We start from the raw sequence: 19,715 nt of genomic DNA, 5'->3' as shown, positions 1-19,715 counted from the left end.
ACAAGAGGGTGACGTATGATCGACGAGCTGCATCTGGATGAACTGCTCAATGACGAGCATCTTGGAGCAGGCAATTTCATCCACAAAATCCATGAGAAGTTCTATCAGGGTAGTGATAAAAAGATTCTGTCCCTGATCGACAATGAAGCGTGCAGAAAGCAGGATTTCTCTATTCAGGAAATCATTGAAACGGCCAGACGGATTGCTTCATCCTACGAACAAACAGGTGTCAAACCCAAGGAAGTGGTCAGCCTGTATTTTCAGGACAGCATCGACTACTTCTTGCATTTCTTGGCCTTGAACAGCATTGGGGCCATTCCGGCACTGATCAATGGCGAGCTGAACACTGATATTTTGCTCAAGTTCCTGCACAGCGTGCGCCCCAACCACCTTGTCATCACACCCGAAAAAGAAGCGGAGATCACAAAGGTGTTTGCACAAGCGAACTACAGCTTGCCCGTACACACGATTGACGCGCTAAAAACACGACAACAAACCCCGTCACGACCTTTCTATTCGCATGAACCACAAGACGTGATCATGATTGGACACACGTCGGGGACCACCGGCATTCCCAAGGCGGTCATTTTCACGCATGAGTCCATGTTTCATGGCGTCAGGTCGCAGGTCAAGAAACAGAAAGGGGACCATATCCTGTCCATCTTGCCCCACTCTCATGGGGCCTCGATTTCACTGTTGATGCTCTCTTTCACCCGTGGAGCACACGTCACTATCCTCAGCAAAAAAGATCCCGCGACCATTATCCGGGCAGTGCGGGAAACCCGTCCCAATGTGGTGATTGCTTTTCCGAAAGTCTATGTGGACCTGTGCCGCCACACACTGGACAAATCCGACTTCCAATCCGTCAGCTACTGGATTGCAACCGGCGATGCCAGCCATGAAAAACACATCAGAAAACTGATATCCCTGGGCCATCACGAGCGGGACGGGCAAACGGTTCCAGGCTCGTTTTTTGTCGACAATCTGGGTTCGTCGGAATTTGCCTTTGCCATTTTCAGAAACGTCCACTCTCCCCAGTCCGACAATTACAAGCGTTGCATTGGAAAACCGTTTCCCTGGGTTGACGTGGCTGTTTTCAATGAGCAAGGACAGTACCTGCAAGAAAACAGCGTAGGCCGACTGGCGGTGAAATCCAAATCGGTCACGCAGGGATATTGGAACAATCACTCCCTGACTGAAATGAACAAGATTGACGGCTATTGGCTGACGGGCGATCTGGTCTATTTCGATGAAAAGCGGAATTTCTATCACGTAGATAGAACCAACGATTCACTCTCGTTTAATAACGTGGAAATTTATAGTTGCCAGATCGAAGAAGCGATTATGGCGGAAATCAATGAAATCTTCGAGGCCACGGTCATCATGACCGATAACCATGAGTTGGTCGCCTATATCGAACTGCTTGATTCCTGCGCAGCGTCAAAGGATGAAATCACCGAACGAGTCAATCAACTCATGCGTCAAAAAAACTGGCCGGCCCTGTCCACGATTGAACTGCAGTCTGCCAACGAATTCATCGGCGTAACGGGCAAGAAACTGAAAAGACAGCTACGTGAATTGGCACACTAATAAGGAAACACCATGCAAAAAACATGCCTGATCACCGGAGCCAGCAGAGGGATTGGCTATGAAACCGCCAAGGGCCTGGGCCATCAAGGCCATAAGGTTTACATCACGGCCCGCAATAGTCAAAAGGGACAGGAAGCGGCCCAGAAACTGAGTCAGGAAGGCATACAGGCCCGCTTCATTGAACTGGACATTACAGATCCGCAGTCCATTGTCCGTGCACGCACGCAATTGGCCCAACACGAGGAAAAGCTGGACGTGCTGATCAATAACGCCGGCATTATGATCGACTCCATTTTCACCCCTGACAAGGTTTCGTTTGAAGACTTTTCCTCTACCTTGTCGACCAATACCACCGGCCCCTACTTTCTTATCCAGGAATTCATGCCGCTGCTGGCCAAATCGGCCGATGCACGCGTTATCAATATGTCCAGTGACCTGGGAGCCATGACCCAGGCCTCGGACCCACAATCCCGATTCGACGCTGTACTAGCCCCTGGCTACCGTATTTCCAAAGCGGCATTGAATATGGTCACGCTGATTTATGCCAAACACTTTCGGGACACTGACATCAGCATCTGCTCCTGCAGCCCTGGCTGGTGCCAGACCAGTCTGGATCCCCACATTGACTCCTCCAAGGCGCCCAACACGGCCGTCGATGGTGCCCAAACACCGATCTGGCTTGCCTCAGAGGCCAACAAAGCGGACATCAACGGTCAGTTTTTCTATAAAAAATCCACCATCAACTGGTAGCGTTTTTCATTACGATACCGAAGGAGAGCCCTATGGACACCCTAGCCTCACCAGAACACAGCCTTGCAGACAGCGCCCTGGTCACCGTCCAGAACGCCGTTCAGGCGCAACCCGCACTCGAACAAGCCAGCGACGAGCAAATTGATGCGTTGATTACCGACATTGCCCAGGCATTTGAACAAAAACTGGAGTACTGGGCCCAAACCGAACTGGACGCCACGCGCATCGGTAACCTGCCTGACAAGATACACAAGCTTGGCTTGGTCACCGACCGGGTTTACCGGGAACTCTACGGTGAAAAAACCTATGGCCGCCTGCATGGCAGCAAAACCTTTATTGAATACGCCAGTCCGGTAGGCGTCATTTTCGCCATTGTTCCGCTGACCAATCCGGTACCAAATTCGCTGTTCAAAACCCTGCTCAGCCTCAAGACCCGAAACGCCCTGATTCTGAGCTATCCCCGCAAATCGGATCAACTGGGAGCGCAGGTGGTGGCCACGGTTCAAGCGATTCTAAAAAAGCACCACCTGCCTGAAACGCTGATTCAAGCCGTGCAGACGCCTTCGCGTGAGACGACCCAGCTCATCATGCAGTCGGACCAGGTCTCCTTGATTCTGGCAACCGGTGGCGGAGACCTGGTGAAAACGGCCTATAGCTCCGGCACTCCAGCCATCGGAGTCGGCCCAGGCAATGTCCCAGTCTATGTCAGTGCCAGCGCAGACCTGTCACAGGCAGCCGACGATATTTTGCAAGGCAAAACCTATGACAACGGCATTGTGTGCGGCTCTGAAAGCAACATCATTATTGATGAGCGCGTGTACGAGGAATTTGTCGAGATTTTGAAACAGAAAGGGGCGCTGTTGATATCGGAAAAACAGCATATTGATGCCCTTTTTGACGACAGCACAGGACGACTACACCGCACACTGATTGGTGTTGACGCCATGACCTTAGCCAAGCAAATGGATGTAGACAGCCCCACACCGATCAAGCTGATTCTGATTGCCGCCGATCCCGAGCAGCACAGCTTCCTGAGCCGGGAAAAAATGGCTCCGATTGTGACGCTGTACAAATCTGAGGCCGGCCAGGGAATCAGTCTGGCGGCACAATTGCTGTGGCAGGAAGGAGCCGGACACTCGGCCGTCATCCACAGCAAAGATCAGGACGAGATTCATCAGTTTGCCAGCACCCTGCCCGCCGGACGCATTCTGGTCAATATGCCCGCTACCCAAGGCATGTTGGGCATCAGTTCGGATATCCCGCTCTCATTCATGCAAGGGTCGGGTTCCTGGGGAGGCAATATTTCTACCGAGCCCGTGCATTGGCGGCATCTGGTCAACATCAAGCGCCTGACGTTCAAAAAATAAGCCCCAGGGCTGCAGCAGGCCCGCTTCCTTGCTGATCCGGCGATAGCCTTTCGGGAAGGATACGAGGCCTGGACAGCCATGCCCGCCCCATGAAAACAGGCCAGACAGACCTCACGCGGTCTATCTGGCCTGTCACGTTTCCCGAAACGCGCTTCCCTAACGAATCTGCTCCGCCACCATGAATCCGGACGCCCCTGCCAAGCCTGGGCCCGGGTGAGTAGACGCACCGATGTGGTAGACGTTTTTATACGGGGTTGCGTGGGAGCGTGCACCATTACTGGCCGCAAAGGGGCGCATCCAGAAGAACTGGTCGGGCGAGCAGATGCCCGAATAAGGATCGCCGCCCACCAGGTTGCAGTTGATGGATTCCAGATCAGCCGGCGAGAGCACTTTCTGGCCCACGATTTGTTGACGCAAACCGGGCATGACGCCTTCCAGTTGGTCGATGATACGCTCGGCCACGGCCTTGCTGACGTCTTCAGTCCATTTGCCGTCGGCAGGCACATCGATTTTGCCAGCCGCATCGCCACGCAGCTTGGACGGCATATCCTGCATCTGCATCCACAGTATCCATTTGCCTTCCGGCGCACGGCTGGGGTCCAAAGAGCATGGTTGGCCAATCGCCACGGTGAACTTGGCGGGGATCAAGCCATTATTGGCCTGGGCCACGCTCATGCTGACGTCCTCCAGGCTGTCGGACAGGTGCAGCAAAGGCACTTTCAGCAGCTCTGGATCGCTCCAGTGCGGCATGCTGTCCAGCGCCAGATGAATTTGCATGTCGCCACGGCCAAAACGGTAGGCATTGGCTTGCTCACGTACTTGAGTGGGTGCGCCCGGTAACAGGCGACCATAAAGCTGTGGCGGAGTGACGTTGCACACCACATGGCTGGCTTCGTAGACCTGGCCACCGGCACGTACGCCACGGGCTTTTTGTCCTTCCAGCACAATTTCTTCCACTTCGGTATTCAATTGAATACGGCCACCGGCCTTTTCAATAATGGCGCATAGCGCACGCACCAGATTCTGACCACCGCCTTTCACCACCGGCATACCACCGGCCACCACGGCGGCAAAAGTCAGCTTGCCGATCAGGGCCGAGCAGGCATCGTCAGGGCCCAGGCCCGAGTGCAAGACCCAGGGAGCCATCATGCCACGCACACGGTCATCTTTCAGTTCACGGTCGGCCCAGCGGCGGAAAGACTCCAGGGACTCACGTCCGTACTGAACCATGCCGTCCATGCGGCGCTTGCGCCATTGCGAGAACAGCAGACCCAACAAACCACGGCTGTAAGGCTCGGTACCCAGCAAGCCAAAGGTCAGGCCGGCATCGCGCTCGAACAACTGACTGCACATGGCACCGAAGGCATCGCCATCGCCTGCTTGCAAAGCATTGATACGCTGAATCGAATCGCCCACATCATGGCGCAAGGCCATCCCCTTGCCATCGCTACCCACCACGCCAGTGGTATAGCCGTTTTCCAGAAACTCCACGCCCTGGGCGGCCAGATCATCCTTTAGGCGGGCATAGGCAGCACCGGAGGTGAACAAGGGGTACCACGACGACAGCAGTTCATGGGTAAAACCGGGAAACAACTCCTCGGTACGGATACACCCACCCGCACGGTCGTTACGTTCCAATACCAGGACTTGCTTGCCCTTTTGCGCCAACAACGCCGCGCAAACCAGGGAATTGATGCCACTGCCCACCACAATGACGGAATACGATTTTTTATTTGTTGAGTCTGTCATCCCACACCTTTTTTAAATTGCCCTGAACGGGGTCAGGGCTTGTGAACACGCAGCAAGAAACAGGTGTCAACAAGCCCTGGACCTCTTTTACCGCACTTTTCTATTTATGAGCCAGACGACTGCGCCTGCCAGCGTTCAAACCAGTGACGGGGCGACTTGCCCTGCTCGGGCCCGAGCACGGAAAAGCCACCATCAACGGGCAGATCAATCCCTGTCATCCAGGAGGCGGCGCCCGACACGGCAAACAAGACCACTTGGGCCACTTCTTCGCCGGAACCGACTCGGCCCAGAGGATGAACCTGCGCCCCCACCTGATTGGCTAATTCACGCGAACCACCACTCATGCGTTCGACCGACGGCGACCAGGTCCAGGCGGGCGATACCGTCAGCACACGAATCCCCGATGGAGCCAATTCCACGGCCAAGCTTTTGGTGAACTGCAGGATGGCCGCTTTGGAAGCCGGATACAGCGCACGTCCGGCCACGCCGAATTTGCCACCCGTACTACCCATATTGATGATGACACCACCCTGCCCCATATGTGGCGTGGCTTTCTGGGCCAGAATCGCGCTGGAGATCAGATTCACATCCAGCGTCTGATGCCACAGCTCCCGGCTGGAAGCCAGTCCCTCGTCCCCATAGGAACAGGCATTGTTCACCACAATGTCGATGCGTCCAGTTTGTGCCAATGCGGCCTGCACGCAGGCATCCAGCTGCGCATCATCACAAATATTGGCAGCCATGAACTGGGCCTTACCCACGGCCTGCAAGCGCGCTTCGGTACGCTGACCCTCCTCCTGACTGCGCCCCACAATCAGCACCCACGCACCGGCGGCGCACAGGGCCAGGGCGATATCCGCCCCCAGCCCTTGCGTGGACCCGGTCACGATGGCGACCTTACCCTGTAAATTCACCTTCATGTCCTGCTGCATGTGCTTCTCCTACTGTGCTTGTGGCGCGCCAAAGACGGCTGCCCAATCTTCATCCCGATCAATTTGAGCAATCAGACTCATGCTGGCCAGCGAGGCTTCATGCGTAGCTGGTGGAGCGCCACAGGCGCTGGCCACCACCGCCACCTCATAGCCCATGTCTACTGCATGGCGCACCGTGCTTTCCACCACGGAATGGGTGGCCACACCGGCAATCACCAGACGCTCCACCCCCAGACGACGCACCACCGGCTCCAACGCGGAGCCAAAGAAAGCGTTGATGCGCGTGTGATGGACTTCAAACTCGTTGGGCAAGGGAGCCAGCCCGTCAAAGAACTGGGCTCCCCAACTGCCGGTCTGCATGGCCCCGATGCGTTTCACATTGTGCAGAATCGGTGCATTGCACAGCAGATCGGCATAGTCAGGCCGATAGCCCACCCGCACATGCACAATAGGCACGCCCTGTGCGCGGGCCTGCGCCAGCAAACGGCCTGCGGCCTCGATCAGAGCCTGACGCTGGGGGCTGTTGGCCTCTACCCCCACACGGATCAGACCATCAGCGTGCAGGACGTCGTTCTGATAATGCAGGGCCAGCAAGGCGGTGTGATGGGCTGCCGACATTAGATGTATACCTGAATGGCGCCGTGAACCGCGTCACGATCCACCAGATTCACCTGCTTCATGCGCAGTTTCCAGCCACCGCCTTCCTGGGCTTGCAGCTTGTGAATCAGACTACCCACACGGTAGACCGGATCTTTACCGCGCCACTCCATGGAGTGAAAACTGGAGCGCACCACCAGGTAACCTTCCGGATCGGTGCCGTCGATCATCAGATTGCCCAGCACGCGGCAGGACTGGGTAATCGGCTGCTGGGACCAATTGCGGTGGTTCTCCAGACGACGAATACGCAGTTCACGCAGCAGCTTGTTTTCCCAGCATAGGGAAATGTGCTCGTACGGGCTTTCCTGATCGTAGCTGTGAGGAATCCAGTACATGCCTTCCTCGGTCCACAGATCCAGCCATGCTTGCCAGCGACGTTCGTCCAGTAGACGAGCTTCGTGATAGATGAACTGCTCTACTTCGCGAATGGCTTCCAGACTCAGATTCACAGGCGTGACCTGATCCACGCTGACGTCAAAATCAATATCAAACAACATAAGAATTCTCCTTGGCTCGGACAGCAGCCCGCTTAAGCCTGTGTTGCGGGGGCAATAGGCTCACCAGAGGCCGAGCGCACGGTGGCTTTACCACTGTCTTGCGACTGCGCAGGCGCATCATAAATAGTGGTGGTCATGAAGTGTTTCCAGGCGCGGAACTGGTTGCGCATGGGCAATTCACTGGTGCCGTTGGTGGCCACCATGCCGCCTTCGATAGGCTTATCGGTGCCGTCGTAGCGGTGCATGCTGATCCATTCGCCGCCATGGGTCTTATTGCCTTCCTGGCAACGGCCATAGACTTCGATATCGTCCGGCATCACATTGGACGAGGGCGAGTTGATCAGATTGGCGTACATCAGGCCACGCTTATAGATATCGTCCGGAGCGCCTTTCAGGCGGAACAACTGGATCTCCACGTGGGTGCGGTCCACCGCTACCGGACGAATCACACGGAACTGCTGGAACACAGTGTGTGGCGAGCCACTGCCGTAAATAATGCTGTTATGACGGTTCTCGCCCAGAATGTTCAGGGCTTTTTCTTCACCATAGGCTTCTTTCAGGGTTTCGTAGTGCGCCTTGGTGACCGGGTCGGTTTCGATGGCCCCTGGATTGAAAATGCCTTCCATGTAGCCGTGGCCATTATCAAACGCGTACAGATCCAGCTTTTCCCAGAAACCGTAAGGCTCACCATTTCCGTCCATGATATGCAGTTCCAACGGCATGGAACCGTAATCCTCGGCCTGTTCGCGGGCAGCCACGTAGGACGACTCATGCGTGACATTCGCGTGCATGGTGTCGTGCAGGTTTTCGTAAAACACTTTCCAGTTGGAAGGCTGCCAGACCTTGAAGCTGCCACCGGCCACTTCCACTTCACCCACAGGCGAGCGATCGCACAGATTGTCGATGGAGGTGATGATGGGGCCTAAAAACTCTTTCAGATCCGGGCCGTGGGCGCTTTGACAGGCGAACACAAAGCCACGATAGCTTTCCACACGAGCCACACGGCGCATGGAGAAGTCCGGGTGCTTAGGATCAAAGCAGGTGTTTTCCAGGCCGTTTTTCATGGGCGCGGCCAGATGCTGGCCGTCCAGCTTGAAGGTCCAGGCGTGGTAAGGGCAGCGGAAGAACTTGCCGGCATTGCCACAGCCATCGGCCACCACTTTCGCGCCCTTATGTGGACAACGGTTGTACAGCACGTACACCTTCTTGTCGCTGCCGCGCACCATGATGACGTCCTGACCACCCAACAAGGTAGTGTGGTAGTCGCCCGGCTTAGGTACCTGGCTGTCGTGGCCGATGTAGATCCAGGCACGGCCATAAATGCGTTCCATCTCCAGACGGAAGATTTCAGGGTCGGTATAGACCGATTTATGTACGCTGTCTCCCCGCACCAATGCGGACAACTGTTCGTTGCTATAGCTCATCATTACCTCCTTGCTGCCGGATGCTTGACGCACCCTCTTTATGACTTTTCCATCTTGCACTGCGGTGCAAAATGATCCTGGAACTGCTCGAATACGGTGGACACAATCTTGTTGCTCATCTGACCCTTGTCATTCGGGGCCACTTCGCGCATGTAGTAGGTCTGCACCGGATACTGGTTGTTGTTAAAGGCAAAAGCCCCGCGCACGGACTCGAACGGTGCGCTGCGCAAGGCTTTGCGCAAGGCCTCGCGGTCGGTGGCGGCCTTGGGATCAGACTTCAATGCGCCATCCAGCAACAAAGCAGCGTCATAGCCCTGGGAGGCATACATGGACGGCAGGCGACCGTAGGTCTTTTCAAACTCCGCCACAAAACGCTTGTTGGCGGGGTTATCCAAATCCGGCGACCATTGGGCGGCGTTGGCCATGCCCTTCATGGACTCGCCAATAGCACCAATCGTGTCCTGGTCAGCCGAGAAACCAGGGGTATATACGGCCATCTGCGTAGACAGACCCGAGTTGATCAACTGCTTGATAAAAGACACGCCCATACCGCCGGGCAGGAAGAAAAACACCGCATCCGCACCCGAAGCCCGCATCTGGGCCAATTCGGCGGCGTAATCCATCTGGCCAACCTTCACATAAACCTCGTCGGCAATCTCTCCCTTGAACAGACGCTTGAAGCCTTCAATGGACTCACGTCCACCGGGATAATTGGGGGCGATCAAATAGACTTTCTTGTGCGCCTGATCGGTCACGTACTTGCCCATGGCGGCAGGGATATCCTCGTTCTGCCAGGACACGCTGAAGAAATTGGGGTTGCAATGCTCACCCGCATACTCAGCCGGGCCCGTGTTGGCGGAAATATAGACGGTGTCGCTGCCCATAATCGTGGGCATCACGGGCAGCAGCACGTTGGAAAAAGCAATGCCGGTAATGACATCGACCTTGTCGCGCTTGACCAGACGGTCCACTGCTTGACGGCCTTCCATCGGTTTTTGCTGATCGTCCAGCACCGCCAAGGTCACATCCACACCACCGAACTTGCCGCCCGAGTGGTTCAGGCCCAGCTCGAAACCATCACGGATTTCCTGGCCAATAGCCGCACCAGGGCCGGACAAGGTGGTCAATAGCCCCACCTTGAATACTTCCTGACTGGACGCCGGGCTACAGGCCAGGGCCAAGGCCAGCGTGCTCATACAAAACGCTACTTGTTTTTTCATGTTTGTCTCCGTCCTCTGTCTGTCAAAAAACTGGACTTCAGGTCTGCCTGGGATCACCCCCACTACGACGGAAGCTGTGTATCACTGACGCCTGTGGTTTGTGCGGCGCTTGTCCTGCAGGCCGCAGAGAACGGCCCCAAGGGACTACGTGAATACAGCAATTCCCAGTCGTATCCCAATCTGCTAAGGTGCCGGGACAGGATTACTGTTTTAGGTTTGAAATACATTAGACCGGCTCAGAACAGGCGGCTATCCAGATTCGGCAAGCCTTATCCCTAACCGGCAAAAATTTGGAGACACACATCATGCAAGCGTGGTTTATGTCAGGGCTGGCCCCCTTGCAACACAGTGCGCCGCGCTTTGAATCGCGCTGCCCGGACCAGACACGCAGCGAGACCGCCGGTTTTCTAACCGAACACCGTCTGACCTGGAATGACGGCCCAGTCGACGCGTCCCTGCGCTACGCCAGCAGCCACAGTTTTTCCTTTGTCTTGCTGAAATATGGCGCGGCGGTGCAGGTATCGCCCGGCATTCTGGAAGACTTTTTGCTGTTTCAAGTCCCCATACAGGGACGATCCTGTATTCGGGTTGGTCGGGAGTACGTCCAGGCCAACCCTAACATTGCCAGCGTGATCTCCCCTTCCCTCCAGGTTGAACTGGATTGGGAACAGGGCTGTGAGCAGTTTTTAGTGAAGATCCCACGCCACAGGCTGGAAGAAGTGGCCCGGCAGACCTTGGGCTTGAGCTTGGATCGGCCCATTGAGTTTGCGGCGGGCATGTCTCTGGACTCGCCACACGGCTGTGCCTGGCAGCACCAGATTGGCAGCTTGCTGGCCTATGGCGGGCATTTGCCGCCGGAAATGGATCAGTGGTCGCGTCAGGCCGAGGACAATCTTCTGCTGCATCTGTTCCATACCCAGCCGGGTAACTACAGCCAGCAATTGCAGCAAAGCGTGCGCCCGGCCAGTTCGCGCCGGGTACAAAGAGCCGAAGATTTCATGCGGGCCAGCCTGGACGAGGCCCTGACGCTAGAGCAAATCGCCACCGCTGCCTGTGCCAGTGTACGCAGCCTGACCTTGGCGTTCCGTACGGAACGGGGGCTAAGCCCCATGCAGTTCTTAAAGCAGATTCGTTTGGAAGCGGCCCAACAGGCCATCCGCCACGCGGTGCCGGGCACCCAGGTCAGCGAGATTGCCTTGCGCTGTGGGTTTAACCATTTTGGCCGCTTCTGTGCCGACTACAAGTCCCGCTTCGGGCGTTCGCCCTCGCAGGACTTGCGTATCGTGGATTAGTCCTTCAGGGCCTTGCCGGGAACCCAGACACGGCCATCAAACAGACGGCGCGCCGTACGGTAGAAGGAACCAGCCTTGGCATACCACTGGCCGTCTTTCTTTTCCACTTCCGCACCAACTGTCAGTACGCCAGAGGGCATGCCCAGACGCAGCGGGCCTTGCGGGGCAACCGAGTCGGACAGGCATTGCGAGGGCAGACTACCCGTCAAACGAGCCGCCACAGCGGTACACAAGGAGATGGTCAGTGGTAAGGCGCGGTGCGGCTGGCCGTTGGAAATCACGCGGGCAACCAGATCAATCTCTTGGGCGGGAACCACGTCGCCGGACAAGGTGGGGTTGTCCTGGGCGGGCGACACGATGCAGACAAAGGGCACGATGCGAATCTGACGCGCAGCGTCCACATCCGGAGCAATACCCATGCGTACCGAAGCCTGTACACGAATCGCGTCCAAACGCTCCAGCACTTCAGGGTGCGATTCCAGCCAATCAGGCAGTTCAAGACCGGTCAGGCCCACATCCGCAGCACGTACAAACACCGCCGCATTGGCCGCGTCCACCAGCGACACCTCGATACGGCCTACGCCAGGGACATCCAGCCATTCGGTCAATTCACCACTAGGCAGCAAGGAACCGGTAGAAGCACCGCCTGGTTCTACAAAGTCCAGACGGATAGGCGAACCTGTGCCGCCTACGCCGGGAATGGACAGATCGCCGTCGTAACGGGGCTGACCCTCTTCCACCGTGAAATGGGCGTGGATGATCTTGTTGGTATTGGTATTGAGAATGCGCACACACGCTTCACCGTCCTGAACCTTGACCATGCCTTGCTCAACAGCGTAGGGGCCAACTGCCGAGCTCATATTGCCGCAGTTGCCACGGTAATCCACCTTCTCTTCCTTGATCGCCACTTGCGCAAAGGTGTAGTCCACATCGGCGTCCGGATGGCTGGACGGGCCGATAATACACACCTTGGACAGAGAGGAGACGCCGCCGCCCATACCGTCCAGTTGGCGACCGTAAGGGTCCGGCGTACCCATAGCGGCGGAAAACAGAGGCGTCCAGTCGTCGCGCTCGGCAGGCAGGTCTGCAATATTGAGCATCAAGGCTTTGCTGGTGCCACCACGCATGAACACGGCGGGAAGGGATTTTTGCTTCATCACGTTATTCCTGGTTCTTGGCTTGCGCCATTAAAGAAAATTGCGCCGTCTCCTGCATGGGTTCGGCGTGAGAGACAATCGGTTCACTAAAAGAGTCTGATCGGGTCGTGCGCTGCTGTTGTCGTTCCAGTTGCTGCACTTTTTCCTCGCTGGCATTGCCCAGATGGCGGGCCAGCAAGGCGGAGGCCTGAGCGCGTTCGCCCTTTTCCAGCAAATCCAGAATCGCCAGATGCTCCAGGCATTGACGACGAATACGTTCCCGATCCAGCGTTTCCTGATATTCCAGCAAGCGCCGCAACTGATTCTGACGTGTCACCGTCTGGGCGATAAAGCGATTGCCGGACAAGGAGGCCAAAGCCTCATGGAAGGTGGCATTGGCCTGATACATCTCGGCATGCCCGGCGTGACGCCAGCCGCCGTCGGCCAAGGCTTGCTGTTGCAGCCGCACACGGCGCAAAACGGTGGAGTCAATGGCAAAACCGGGCAGCAACATGGCGGCGGGTTCCAGCATCTGACGCAAGGTATAGCTTTCTTCGCAGGCCTGGGGGCCGTCAATCATGGGCAGGAAAGACCAGCCTTTGCTGGCACGTTGCTCTATCCAGCCCTCATTAGCGGCACGAGCCAGAATACGGCGCACACGTTCGCGCGTCAGGCCGTAACGGCGCATGGCGTCATTTTCCGACAAGGTATCACCCCAGATACCCGAGAGCTTGTCGCGGGCCAGTTGCAAGTAGATCTGGTCGTCCTGGCTGGTGCCCAGCTCTTCTTCGATCACACCGAGCTGGTCCGCCCCTTTCAACAGGTACAAGCCACGCCGAGGTGGCTGTGCGCCCACAATCCCTTTTTCCGCCAGATAGGCCAGCGCCCCACGTATGGGCGAGCGCGAAGCACCCAGCGCCTCGGCCAGAGATTGTTCCGTCAAATGATGCCCGGCCTGCAAATGCCCGGCCCGCACGTAATCCAGCAGGCGATGCGCCAAAGTGACATGCAAAGAATTGGATTGGCTTTTCATGCCGACATTCCTAAAAATCGAAGCGATCCTGGATCGTTTTATTGTATTATATACAAACAAAATACAATTTAATTGTTTTACAAAGGCTCCAGACGCATAATTTTGTTGGGATTATTCTTGTCGAAAGCCCGCTGACATCGCGCGAGTCCACACGGATTCACACAGCGATGACGTAGTCAGAGGGCCCTCAGGTCGGCCCCCTCCAACCTTCTCATTACGGATGAATCGTTTGCCATGTCTCAGTCTCTTGCCCTAGAAACGCTGTCCCTGAACGGACGTTCCGTACGTTACGTTCCTATCGCCGACATACCCGGTATTGAAAAACTGCCGTATTCGCTGCGCGTTCTACTGGAAAACCTCTGTCGTCAAAAGGCCGTGCGTCACGCCGATGTGGATCAGGAGATTGATTCCCTGCTCCAGCGCAAGGTGGGCGACGGCATCACCTTCTACCCTGCCCGCGTATTTGGTCAGGACATTCTGGGTTTGGTGATGTTGCTGGATATGGCAGCTTTACGCGAAGGCGTTGAGGCCGCCGGTGGCGACGCCAGCCGCGTTCGGCCACAGGTGCCTATCGACGTCATTATTGACCACTCCCTGCAAGTGGACAGTTGGGCCAACCCCAAGGCGGCCGACATCAACCTGGCGCGCGAATACCAACGTAATGGCGAGCGCTTTGCCTTCCTGCGCTGGTGTTCCAGCAACTTTGATGGCGTCAAAGTCGTGCCGCCCGGCAAAGGCATCATGCACCAATTGCACATCGAGCATATTGGTCAGGTTGTCTGGACCGAGGAAGGCAAGGACGTGGATCTGGTCTACCCAGATAGCTGTGTGGGCACCGACAGCCACACGCCTATGGTGAACGGCCTGGGCATTCTGGGCTGGGGTGTTGGGGGTATTGAAGCCGAAGCCGTGATGGTGGGTCTGCCCGTTGCCATCGCCCTGCCTGCCGTAGTGGGTATCGAGCTGACCGGCAAGATGAATGACGGCGTGCTACCTACCGACCTGGTGCTGGTCATTACCCAGAAACTGCGCGAACTGGGCGTGGTTGGCAAGTTTGTGGAGTTCTTTGGCCCCAGCGTGGACGAGCTGTCCCTGGGCGACCGCGGCATGATCGCCAATATGGCCCCAGAATACGGTGCCACCGCCGTGTTCTTCCCCATTGACGACGCCGCCCTGCACTACATGCACATGACAGGCCGTCCGCAAGAGCAGATTGATCTGGTCGAGCAATACAGCAAGGTTCAAAAGCTGTGGCGCGATCCGGCCGCTCCCGCTCCTGTTTACGACACCGTGCTGAAACTGGATCTGAGCAGCATCAAACCCAGTCTGGCTGGCCCCAGCAATCCCGAAGATCACCTGGATCTGGATACTGCGGCCCAGTCCTTCCCCGCCCATCACCAGAAAATTGCTGGCCGTCCTTACGACCCGCAACGTGCGGTGCCCGTGGAAGGCGAGGACTTTGTTCTGAATGATGGCGATGTGGTCATTGCCGCTATTACCTCCTGTACCAATACGGCCAACCCCGCCAATATGATGGCCGCCGGTTTGCTGGCCCGTAACGCCGTGGCTCGTGGTCTGCGCAGCAAGCCTTGGGTCAAGACTTCGCTGGTGCCCGGTAGCCAGGTCACTGCCGACGTGCTGGAACGCGCCCAACTGCAAGATGACCTGGATGTGCTGGGCTTTAACATTGCTGGTTTTGGCTGCACCACGTGTAACGGTGGTTCGGGCCCGCTGCCTGCCAATATCGTCAACGCAATTGAGTCGGAAAAGCTGATCGCCACCGCCGTGCTGTCGGGCAACCGCAACTTTGAAGGCCGTATTCACGCCAACGTGCGTGCTGCTTACCTGGCATCGCCCGCTCTGGTCGTAGCCTACGCCCTGGCCGGCAACCTGAATGTAGACCTGACCCGCGACCCGCTGGGCAAAGATCAGGACGGTAAAGACGTCTACCTAAGCGACATCTGGCCCAAATCGGCCGAAGTACAAGAAGCTATCCACGGCGCTTACGACCGCGACCTGTTCATCGAACGCTATGCCGAGCTGTACGACGGCGGCGAACCTTGGGACGCCCTGGCCCGCGAAAGCAATGGCGGCCACTACCCATGGGAAGCCGACAGTACCTACATCCGCAAACCGCCTTACTTTGACGGCCTGCAACGCGAGCCCGCCCCCGTGGCCAACCTGCGCGGCATGCGTCCGCTGGCGATTTTGGGTGACTCCATCACCACCGACCACATCTCGCCATCAGGTTCGATCAGCCTGGGTACGCCTGCCGCTGACTTCCTGCTGTCCAAGGGGGTGGAGCAAAAAGACTTCAACAACTACACCACGCGTCGTGCCAACCACGAAGTGGTCAAACGTGCGACCTTCGCCAACATCCGTTTGCGCAACAAGATTGTTCCCGGCGTGGAAGGCGGTGTCACCAAGGTGATGCCTGAAGGCGAAGTGATGCGTATTTTTGAAGCGGCCCAGGCCTATCAAGAACGTCAGGTTCCCCTGCTGGTGATTGCCGGCAAGAACTACGGTTGCGGCTCCTCGCGCGACTCCGCCGCCAAGGGCCCCGCTTTGCTGGGTGTCAAGGCCGTGGTCGCAGAAGGCTTTGAGCGTATCCACCGCACCAACCTGGTCGGTATGGGTGTGCTGCCTCTGCAGTTCCAGGACGGCACCAATGCCGACACCCTGGGTCTGGATGGCACCGAAACCTTTGATGTGAAAGGCCTGGAAGAAAACCTGGGGGTACGTTCCCAAGCCGAACTGATCATCCACCGTCTGGATGGCAGCACCCAGTCCGTGCCGGTGATCGTGCGCCTGGATACGGTCGAGGACATGGAGTACTGGCGCCACGGCGGTATCCTGCCACGCGTCTGGCGCAAGTACCTGGAGAACTAAGCCTGTGCAGGCTTAGCTCATCCAGCTAGTTCGCCACATCAAACGCCAGGGGTCACACCCTGGCGTTCTTGTTTGGCCAGTCGCAACCAATGCTCGATGCGCAGCAAGGCGTGATGCGCACTTTGCTGACGGATTTCATCCCGCGTCCCATCAAACACAATGGTTTCGGTATAGACGACCAAAGGATCATATTTATCCTGCGGCTTGAACAGCCAGGCAAAACATTGCGTCCCGGCCGGAATCTGCGGCTCTGCAATATCGTCCGCCACCCCCGTATTGGCAATGATCACATTGGCCGGAGTCAATTCCGCCGCTCCTTTGGCCATAGCCCGTGCCACTGCTTCACTGCACAGATTGTTTTCTGCCAGCACCCGCTGATCGACGCCCAGGCATCGATACTTGGCCTGCGGCGAATAAGTCACAAAAGCACAATCGAGTACGGTTGCCGCCCCCGCTTGGTCAGCCAGCGTGGACGCAATCAGACCTGCTGTGCAGGATTCTGCGGTTGCCAGCGTCAGCCGGGCCTCGGTCATGGTTTTAACCAAGCGAGCAAGATCTACATCGTTCATGGCATACCCTCCTTATTGCTGAAACAAGGACGGTTTATTCAACCATAAAGTAAAAAAGCAGGAAACCGGCTCCTGCTTTCTGCTCACCATCGGGAACATGCGCTTACGCTGCCCAGAAACTTGATCAGTCCCCAAACAGGCTGGACATATCCGTTGCTTCCAGCCCCAGGTTGCTAGCCAGTTGATCAAAGCAGCGCAAGGCCGCTTCTATATCCTCGTCCGGGATCCCTTCAAACAAGGGAGCACGAGATTGGCGCAGCAATTCCAGCAAACGTTTGTGAAAGTCGCGCCCTTTATCGGTCAGGCACAAAAGGCGTGCACGCTTGTCCTGCTCGTCGGGCAGGCGCGCCAGCAGGCCGCCAGACTCCAACTGATCGATCAGACGCACCAGCGTTGGTCCCTCCAGCCGCATCATGCGTGCCAGTTGCCCTTGCCGTATCGGTTCACCCAACTGAGCCAGATAACGGATAGGCAAAATAGTGGCCTCGGACACACCGTAACGCACCAGGGTCTGATCCAATTCACGACGGTAAAGGCGCGCCAGCACAATCATGGACAAGCCGAACCTTTCATAAAGTTGGTGATTCATCAGGAGGTCTCCACAGCGCGCGGCATAGCATTAGGCGGGTAAGCATAAACCAAAACCGGTGTGGCCCCTTGCAGGGACTGGGCGACGTCCAATATCGCCTGCGCTAAAACGGTATCGCTGCAAGATTGGCTGATGCGCTGCAGTTGTTGGGCCAATTCCTGCGGCTGGTGCTCAAACCCTTCCAGCAGCTCACCTACCAGCGATACACACGCCTGCTGCTGCGCCCCGCGCTTGGCCAGGCGTTTGAGTTCAATCACGCCACGTCCCAAATTGATCAGTGACAACAGGCCCGGCGGAGTCTGTTCCCCCATCCAGTGCAATAACTGCACCCATTGCCGGGCCACTCGCCCACGCCATACACGAAACAAACGGGGGCGGGAACGACGTATCAAGGGATACAGCTCACGCACGACTCGCCGCACCAGCGCTTGGCCACGAGGATGCGTACGACGCGGCAAAAGGAAAAAAGCGCTGCACACCACCGCCGAACCCGCCAGCAAAGGCAGGGATTCTTTCAGGATGATAGGTCCAGTCACCGCTGCCATTCCCGCCTGGCTGGCCAACTGAAAACACATATTCGCATCCAGCGCCCAAGCCGATGTTGGACGATTTGCGCGCAACAAGCCCCCGATCACCACAAAGGGCAGTACCGAGGCAATCACCTGCCAGTCCGTCACCAAATGCCCCTGAAGCAGATAACGATACAAGCTGGCCACCACCACACCCACAGTAATCCCGGTAAACATGGTGCGACTCATTAACTGCGGGCGCGGCATGGAGCCCAGAATGATGGAGAAGGTACACACCCCCATGGCCATCAATTCCAGCGCCGGGCTGGACAAGGCAAAGGCAATTGCCCCGGCACTAAAAGCCGCCAAGCCACTGATCAGTCCCGTGCGAGTTGCCAAGGGCCAATCTACAGAAATAGCGGGCGTGGTCAGAAAGCGGTGGCGACCACGTCGGGCGGGCGCCTGAGTGGCAAACAAACCTTCTTCTGCCCGTTGGATTTGCCCCATGGCACGGCGCAAACGGGCCAGGCTGATTTGCCCCTCCTGTCTGGCTGCCGTCTTTGCCAGCACCTTCAAAGGCTGACCGTCCTGCAGGCGTTGCGCCTGCTCCAGCAAGGACGATGCATAATCAGCGGCGAGGCACCGCCCTCTTTCTCTTTGACGCACAATCATTTCACTGGCAGCCAGCAACTCGATCACCGCATACAAAAACGCATCCACATAAGGCAAGCGGCGATACGCATCCCAGGAACCGGCCGCCAAAATACGGGCTTGGCCGTCCAGGTCCACCATCTCCTGGCGGATCCGGCTGAGCAAGGCCTGATCCGGCTGTGCATAAGACGGTCCCAAGGCGTGCGCCGCCAAACGCAAGGCATCGGCTGCCAAAACACGCACACGCTGGTAATACGTCTTGCGCTGACTGCGCGGTGTCGTCCGGGAACACAACAAGGTTGTCACCAGCACCCCGATCAAGGTGCACTCCACCCGCGACAAGGCCAAGTCCAGCGACGTATCCGGTGCCAGCACAGACGGCAAGACCACCACACCAATGGTGATGCCTGCCAACATGGGCAAGTAGGACAAGGCACCCCGCAACACGTGGGTCAAAGCCGACGCCACGCCCACCACCAGCGCCATACCCAACAATTGCAAATAGGCGTTGGGCAAATGCAAAAACGCCAAGCCCAGCCCTGCTCCTATCAAGGTTCCCAAAATTCGCCACAAGGCCCGCTCATACACCAGGCCCCGATAGGCCTGGGACAAGACCCACACCGGCATGGCAGCCCAAAAGGGGTTATCAACGGACAACAAAACAGCAATCGCAAAGGACAGCCAGGCAGCCATGGCCATATTCAGGCCATGCAAGAGCGCAGGCCGATCCAACTGCATCCAGGGAGAAAAGGCAAACATAAGAAAAGGGAAACTGAACAGTCGCTAAAGCATGATTATATAGATAGCTTACCTACCTATTCAATTAACACCCGCCTTTAAGGGATAAACACCCCGCGCCTG

General features: G+C 56.9%; 16 protein-coding genes. 5 read left to right on the top strand and 11 right to left on the bottom strand.

All coding sequences use genetic code 11. The features are described from left to right. Window positions 1-15: 15 nt before the first annotated feature. The 3 genes from CA948_RS02665 to CA948_RS02655 are packed head-to-tail and all read left to right on the top strand — an operon-like array spanning window position 16 to window position 3,707. A complete protein-coding gene (locus CA948_RS02665; RefSeq protein WP_108727248.1) occupies window positions 16-1,590 on the top strand; it encodes a class I adenylate-forming enzyme family protein in 1,575 nt (524 codons plus the stop codon). A 12-nt stretch (window positions 1,591-1,602) separates the two neighbouring features. Next, window positions 1,603-2,340, top strand: coding sequence for an SDR family oxidoreductase (locus CA948_RS02660; protein ID WP_094196236.1), 738 nt, complete (start codon window positions 1,603-1,605; stop codon window positions 2,338-2,340). A 32-nt stretch (window positions 2,341-2,372) separates the two neighbouring features. Next, the gene (locus tag CA948_RS02655) at window positions 2,373-3,707 is read left to right on the top strand and encodes an aldehyde dehydrogenase family protein (RefSeq protein WP_108727247.1); all 1,335 of its coding nucleotides are present in this window, start codon (window positions 2,373-2,375) and stop codon (window positions 3,705-3,707) included. A gap of 156 nt (window positions 3,708-3,863) precedes the next feature. On the opposite strand, the gene CA948_RS02650 is transcribed toward CA948_RS02655, so the two are convergent. From CA948_RS02650 to CA948_RS02625, 6 genes are all read right to left on the bottom strand, one after another. Then, the gene (locus CA948_RS02650) at window positions 3,864-5,456 is read right to left on the bottom strand and encodes a phytoene desaturase family protein (protein ID WP_108727246.1); all 1,593 of its coding nucleotides are present in this window, start codon (window positions 5,454-5,456) and stop codon (window positions 3,864-3,866) included. A gap of 104 nt (window positions 5,457-5,560) precedes the next feature. Further along, on the bottom strand, window positions 5,561-6,388 hold the full coding sequence (locus tag CA948_RS02645; RefSeq protein WP_042488955.1) for an SDR family oxidoreductase: 828 nt from the start codon (window positions 6,386-6,388) through the stop codon (window positions 5,561-5,563). Between the two features lie 9 nt (window positions 6,389-6,397). Beyond that, window positions 6,398-7,006 carry a cysteine hydrolase family protein gene (locus CA948_RS02640; protein ID WP_094196232.1) on the bottom strand — a complete coding sequence of 203 codons (609 nt, stop codon included), beginning with the start codon at window positions 7,004-7,006 and terminating at the stop codon, window positions 6,398-6,400. Further along, complete coding sequence (locus CA948_RS02635) at window positions 7,006-7,542, bottom strand: aromatic-ring-hydroxylating dioxygenase subunit beta (protein ID WP_094196231.1); 537 nt, start codon at window positions 7,540-7,542, stop codon at window positions 7,006-7,008. Before CA948_RS02635 ends, CA948_RS02640 begins: the two co-directional genes overlap by 1 nt. Before the next feature lie 32 nt (window positions 7,543-7,574). Further along, window positions 7,575-8,966 carry an aromatic ring-hydroxylating dioxygenase subunit alpha gene (locus CA948_RS02630; protein ID WP_094196230.1) on the bottom strand — a complete coding sequence of 464 codons (1,392 nt, stop codon included), beginning with the start codon at window positions 8,964-8,966 and terminating at the stop codon, window positions 7,575-7,577. Between the two features lie 38 nt (window positions 8,967-9,004). Then, window positions 9,005-10,186, bottom strand: a complete 1,182-nt coding sequence (locus tag CA948_RS02625; protein WP_094196229.1) for an ABC transporter substrate-binding protein — start codon at window positions 10,184-10,186, stop codon at window positions 9,005-9,007. Window positions 10,187-10,491: 305 nt separating this feature from the next. On the opposite strand from CA948_RS02625, the gene CA948_RS02620 reads away from it, so the two are divergent. After that, entirely contained in the window at window positions 10,492-11,478 is a 987-nt protein-coding gene (locus CA948_RS02620; protein ID WP_094196228.1) for an AraC-like ligand-binding domain-containing protein, read from the top strand. Here CA948_RS02620 and CA948_RS02615 read toward each other — a convergent pair. Both CA948_RS02615 and CA948_RS02610 read right to left on the bottom strand, forming a co-directional pair. Then, window positions 11,475-12,635: a 2-methylaconitate cis-trans isomerase PrpF family protein gene (locus CA948_RS02615; RefSeq protein ID WP_094196227.1), complete on the bottom strand. Its 1,161-nt coding sequence runs from the start codon at window positions 12,633-12,635 to the stop codon at window positions 11,475-11,477. The genes CA948_RS02620 and CA948_RS02615 overlap by 4 nt on opposite strands. A gap of 4 nt (window positions 12,636-12,639) precedes the next feature. Beyond that, complete coding sequence (locus CA948_RS02610; protein WP_094196226.1) at window positions 12,640-13,647, bottom strand: GntR family transcriptional regulator; 1,008 nt, start codon at window positions 13,645-13,647, stop codon at window positions 12,640-12,642. Window positions 13,648-13,881: 234 nt separating this feature from the next. Between CA948_RS02610 and acnA the strand changes: the two genes are divergently transcribed. Continuing rightward, entirely contained in the window at window positions 13,882-16,536 is a 2,655-nt protein-coding gene (gene acnA, locus CA948_RS02605) for an aconitate hydratase AcnA (protein WP_108727245.1), read from the top strand. Window positions 16,537-16,574: 38 nt separating this feature from the next. On the opposite strand, the gene CA948_RS02600 is transcribed toward acnA, so the two are convergent. The 3 genes from CA948_RS02600 to CA948_RS02590 form a co-directional block, all read right to left on the bottom strand. Continuing rightward, a complete protein-coding gene (locus CA948_RS02600; protein WP_094196224.1) occupies window positions 16,575-17,105 on the bottom strand; it encodes a CinA family protein in 531 nt (176 codons plus the stop codon). 124 nt (window positions 17,106-17,229) lie between these two features. Continuing rightward, window positions 17,230-17,694: a MarR family winged helix-turn-helix transcriptional regulator gene (locus CA948_RS02595; RefSeq protein ID WP_094196223.1), complete on the bottom strand. Its 465-nt coding sequence runs from the start codon at window positions 17,692-17,694 to the stop codon at window positions 17,230-17,232. Then, the gene (locus CA948_RS02590) at window positions 17,694-19,613 is read right to left on the bottom strand and encodes an FUSC family protein (RefSeq protein WP_094196222.1); all 1,920 of its coding nucleotides are present in this window, start codon (window positions 19,611-19,613) and stop codon (window positions 17,694-17,696) included. Before CA948_RS02590 ends, CA948_RS02595 begins: the two co-directional genes overlap by 1 nt. Window positions 19,614-19,715 lie beyond the last annotated feature (102 nt).

Source organism: Alcaligenes aquatilis (assembly GCF_003076515.1).
In the GTDB taxonomy this organism is placed as follows: Bacteria; Pseudomonadota; Gammaproteobacteria; order Burkholderiales; family Burkholderiaceae_B; genus Alcaligenes; species Alcaligenes aquatilis.
This window is presented reverse-complemented; position numbering and strand designations above follow the sequence as displayed.

Excerpts from the sequence above, each read along its gene's own strand:
- CA948_RS02635 (WP_094196231.1), bottom strand. The coding sequence starts at position 7,542 with ATGTTGTTTGATATTGATTTTGACGTCAGCGTGGATCAGGTCACGCCT.
- CA948_RS02620 (WP_094196228.1), top strand. The coding sequence starts at position 10,492 with ATGCAAGCGTGGTTTATGTCAGGGCTGGCCCCCTTGCAACACAGTGCG.
- CA948_RS02590 (WP_094196222.1), bottom strand. The coding sequence starts at position 19,613 with ATGTTTGCCTTTTCTCCCTGGATGCAGTTGGATCGGCCTGCGCTCTTG.
- CA948_RS02665 (WP_108727248.1), top strand. The coding sequence starts at position 16 with ATGATCGACGAGCTGCATCTGGATGAACTGCTCAATGACGAGCATCTT.
- CA948_RS02610 (WP_094196226.1), bottom strand. The coding sequence starts at position 13,647 with ATGAAAAGCCAATCCAATTCTTTGCATGTCACTTTGGCGCATCGCCTG.
- CA948_RS02630 (WP_094196230.1), bottom strand. The coding sequence starts at position 8,966 with ATGAGCTATAGCAACGAACAGTTGTCCGCATTGGTGCGGGGAGACAGC.
- CA948_RS02595 (WP_094196223.1), bottom strand. The coding sequence starts at position 17,694 with ATGAATCACCAACTTTATGAAAGGTTCGGCTTGTCCATGATTGTGCTG.
- acnA (WP_108727245.1), top strand. The coding sequence starts at position 13,882 with ATGTCTCAGTCTCTTGCCCTAGAAACGCTGTCCCTGAACGGACGTTCC.
- CA948_RS02615 (WP_094196227.1), bottom strand. The coding sequence starts at position 12,635 with ATGAAGCAAAAATCCCTTCCCGCCGTGTTCATGCGTGGTGGCACCAGC.
- CA948_RS02650 (WP_108727246.1), bottom strand. The coding sequence starts at position 5,456 with ATGACAGACTCAACAAATAAAAAATCGTATTCCGTCATTGTGGTGGGC.
- CA948_RS02600 (WP_094196224.1), bottom strand. The coding sequence starts at position 17,105 with ATGAACGATGTAGATCTTGCTCGCTTGGTTAAAACCATGACCGAGGCC.
- CA948_RS02625 (WP_094196229.1), bottom strand. The coding sequence starts at position 10,186 with ATGAAAAAACAAGTAGCGTTTTGTATGAGCACGCTGGCCTTGGCCCTG.
- CA948_RS02645 (WP_042488955.1), bottom strand. The coding sequence starts at position 6,388 with ATGCAGCAGGACATGAAGGTGAATTTACAGGGTAAGGTCGCCATCGTG.
- CA948_RS02660 (WP_094196236.1), top strand. The coding sequence starts at position 1,603 with ATGCAAAAAACATGCCTGATCACCGGAGCCAGCAGAGGGATTGGCTAT.
- CA948_RS02640 (WP_094196232.1), bottom strand. The coding sequence starts at position 7,006 with ATGTCGGCAGCCCATCACACCGCCTTGCTGGCCCTGCATTATCAGAAC.
- CA948_RS02655 (WP_108727247.1), top strand. The coding sequence starts at position 2,373 with ATGGACACCCTAGCCTCACCAGAACACAGCCTTGCAGACAGCGCCCTG.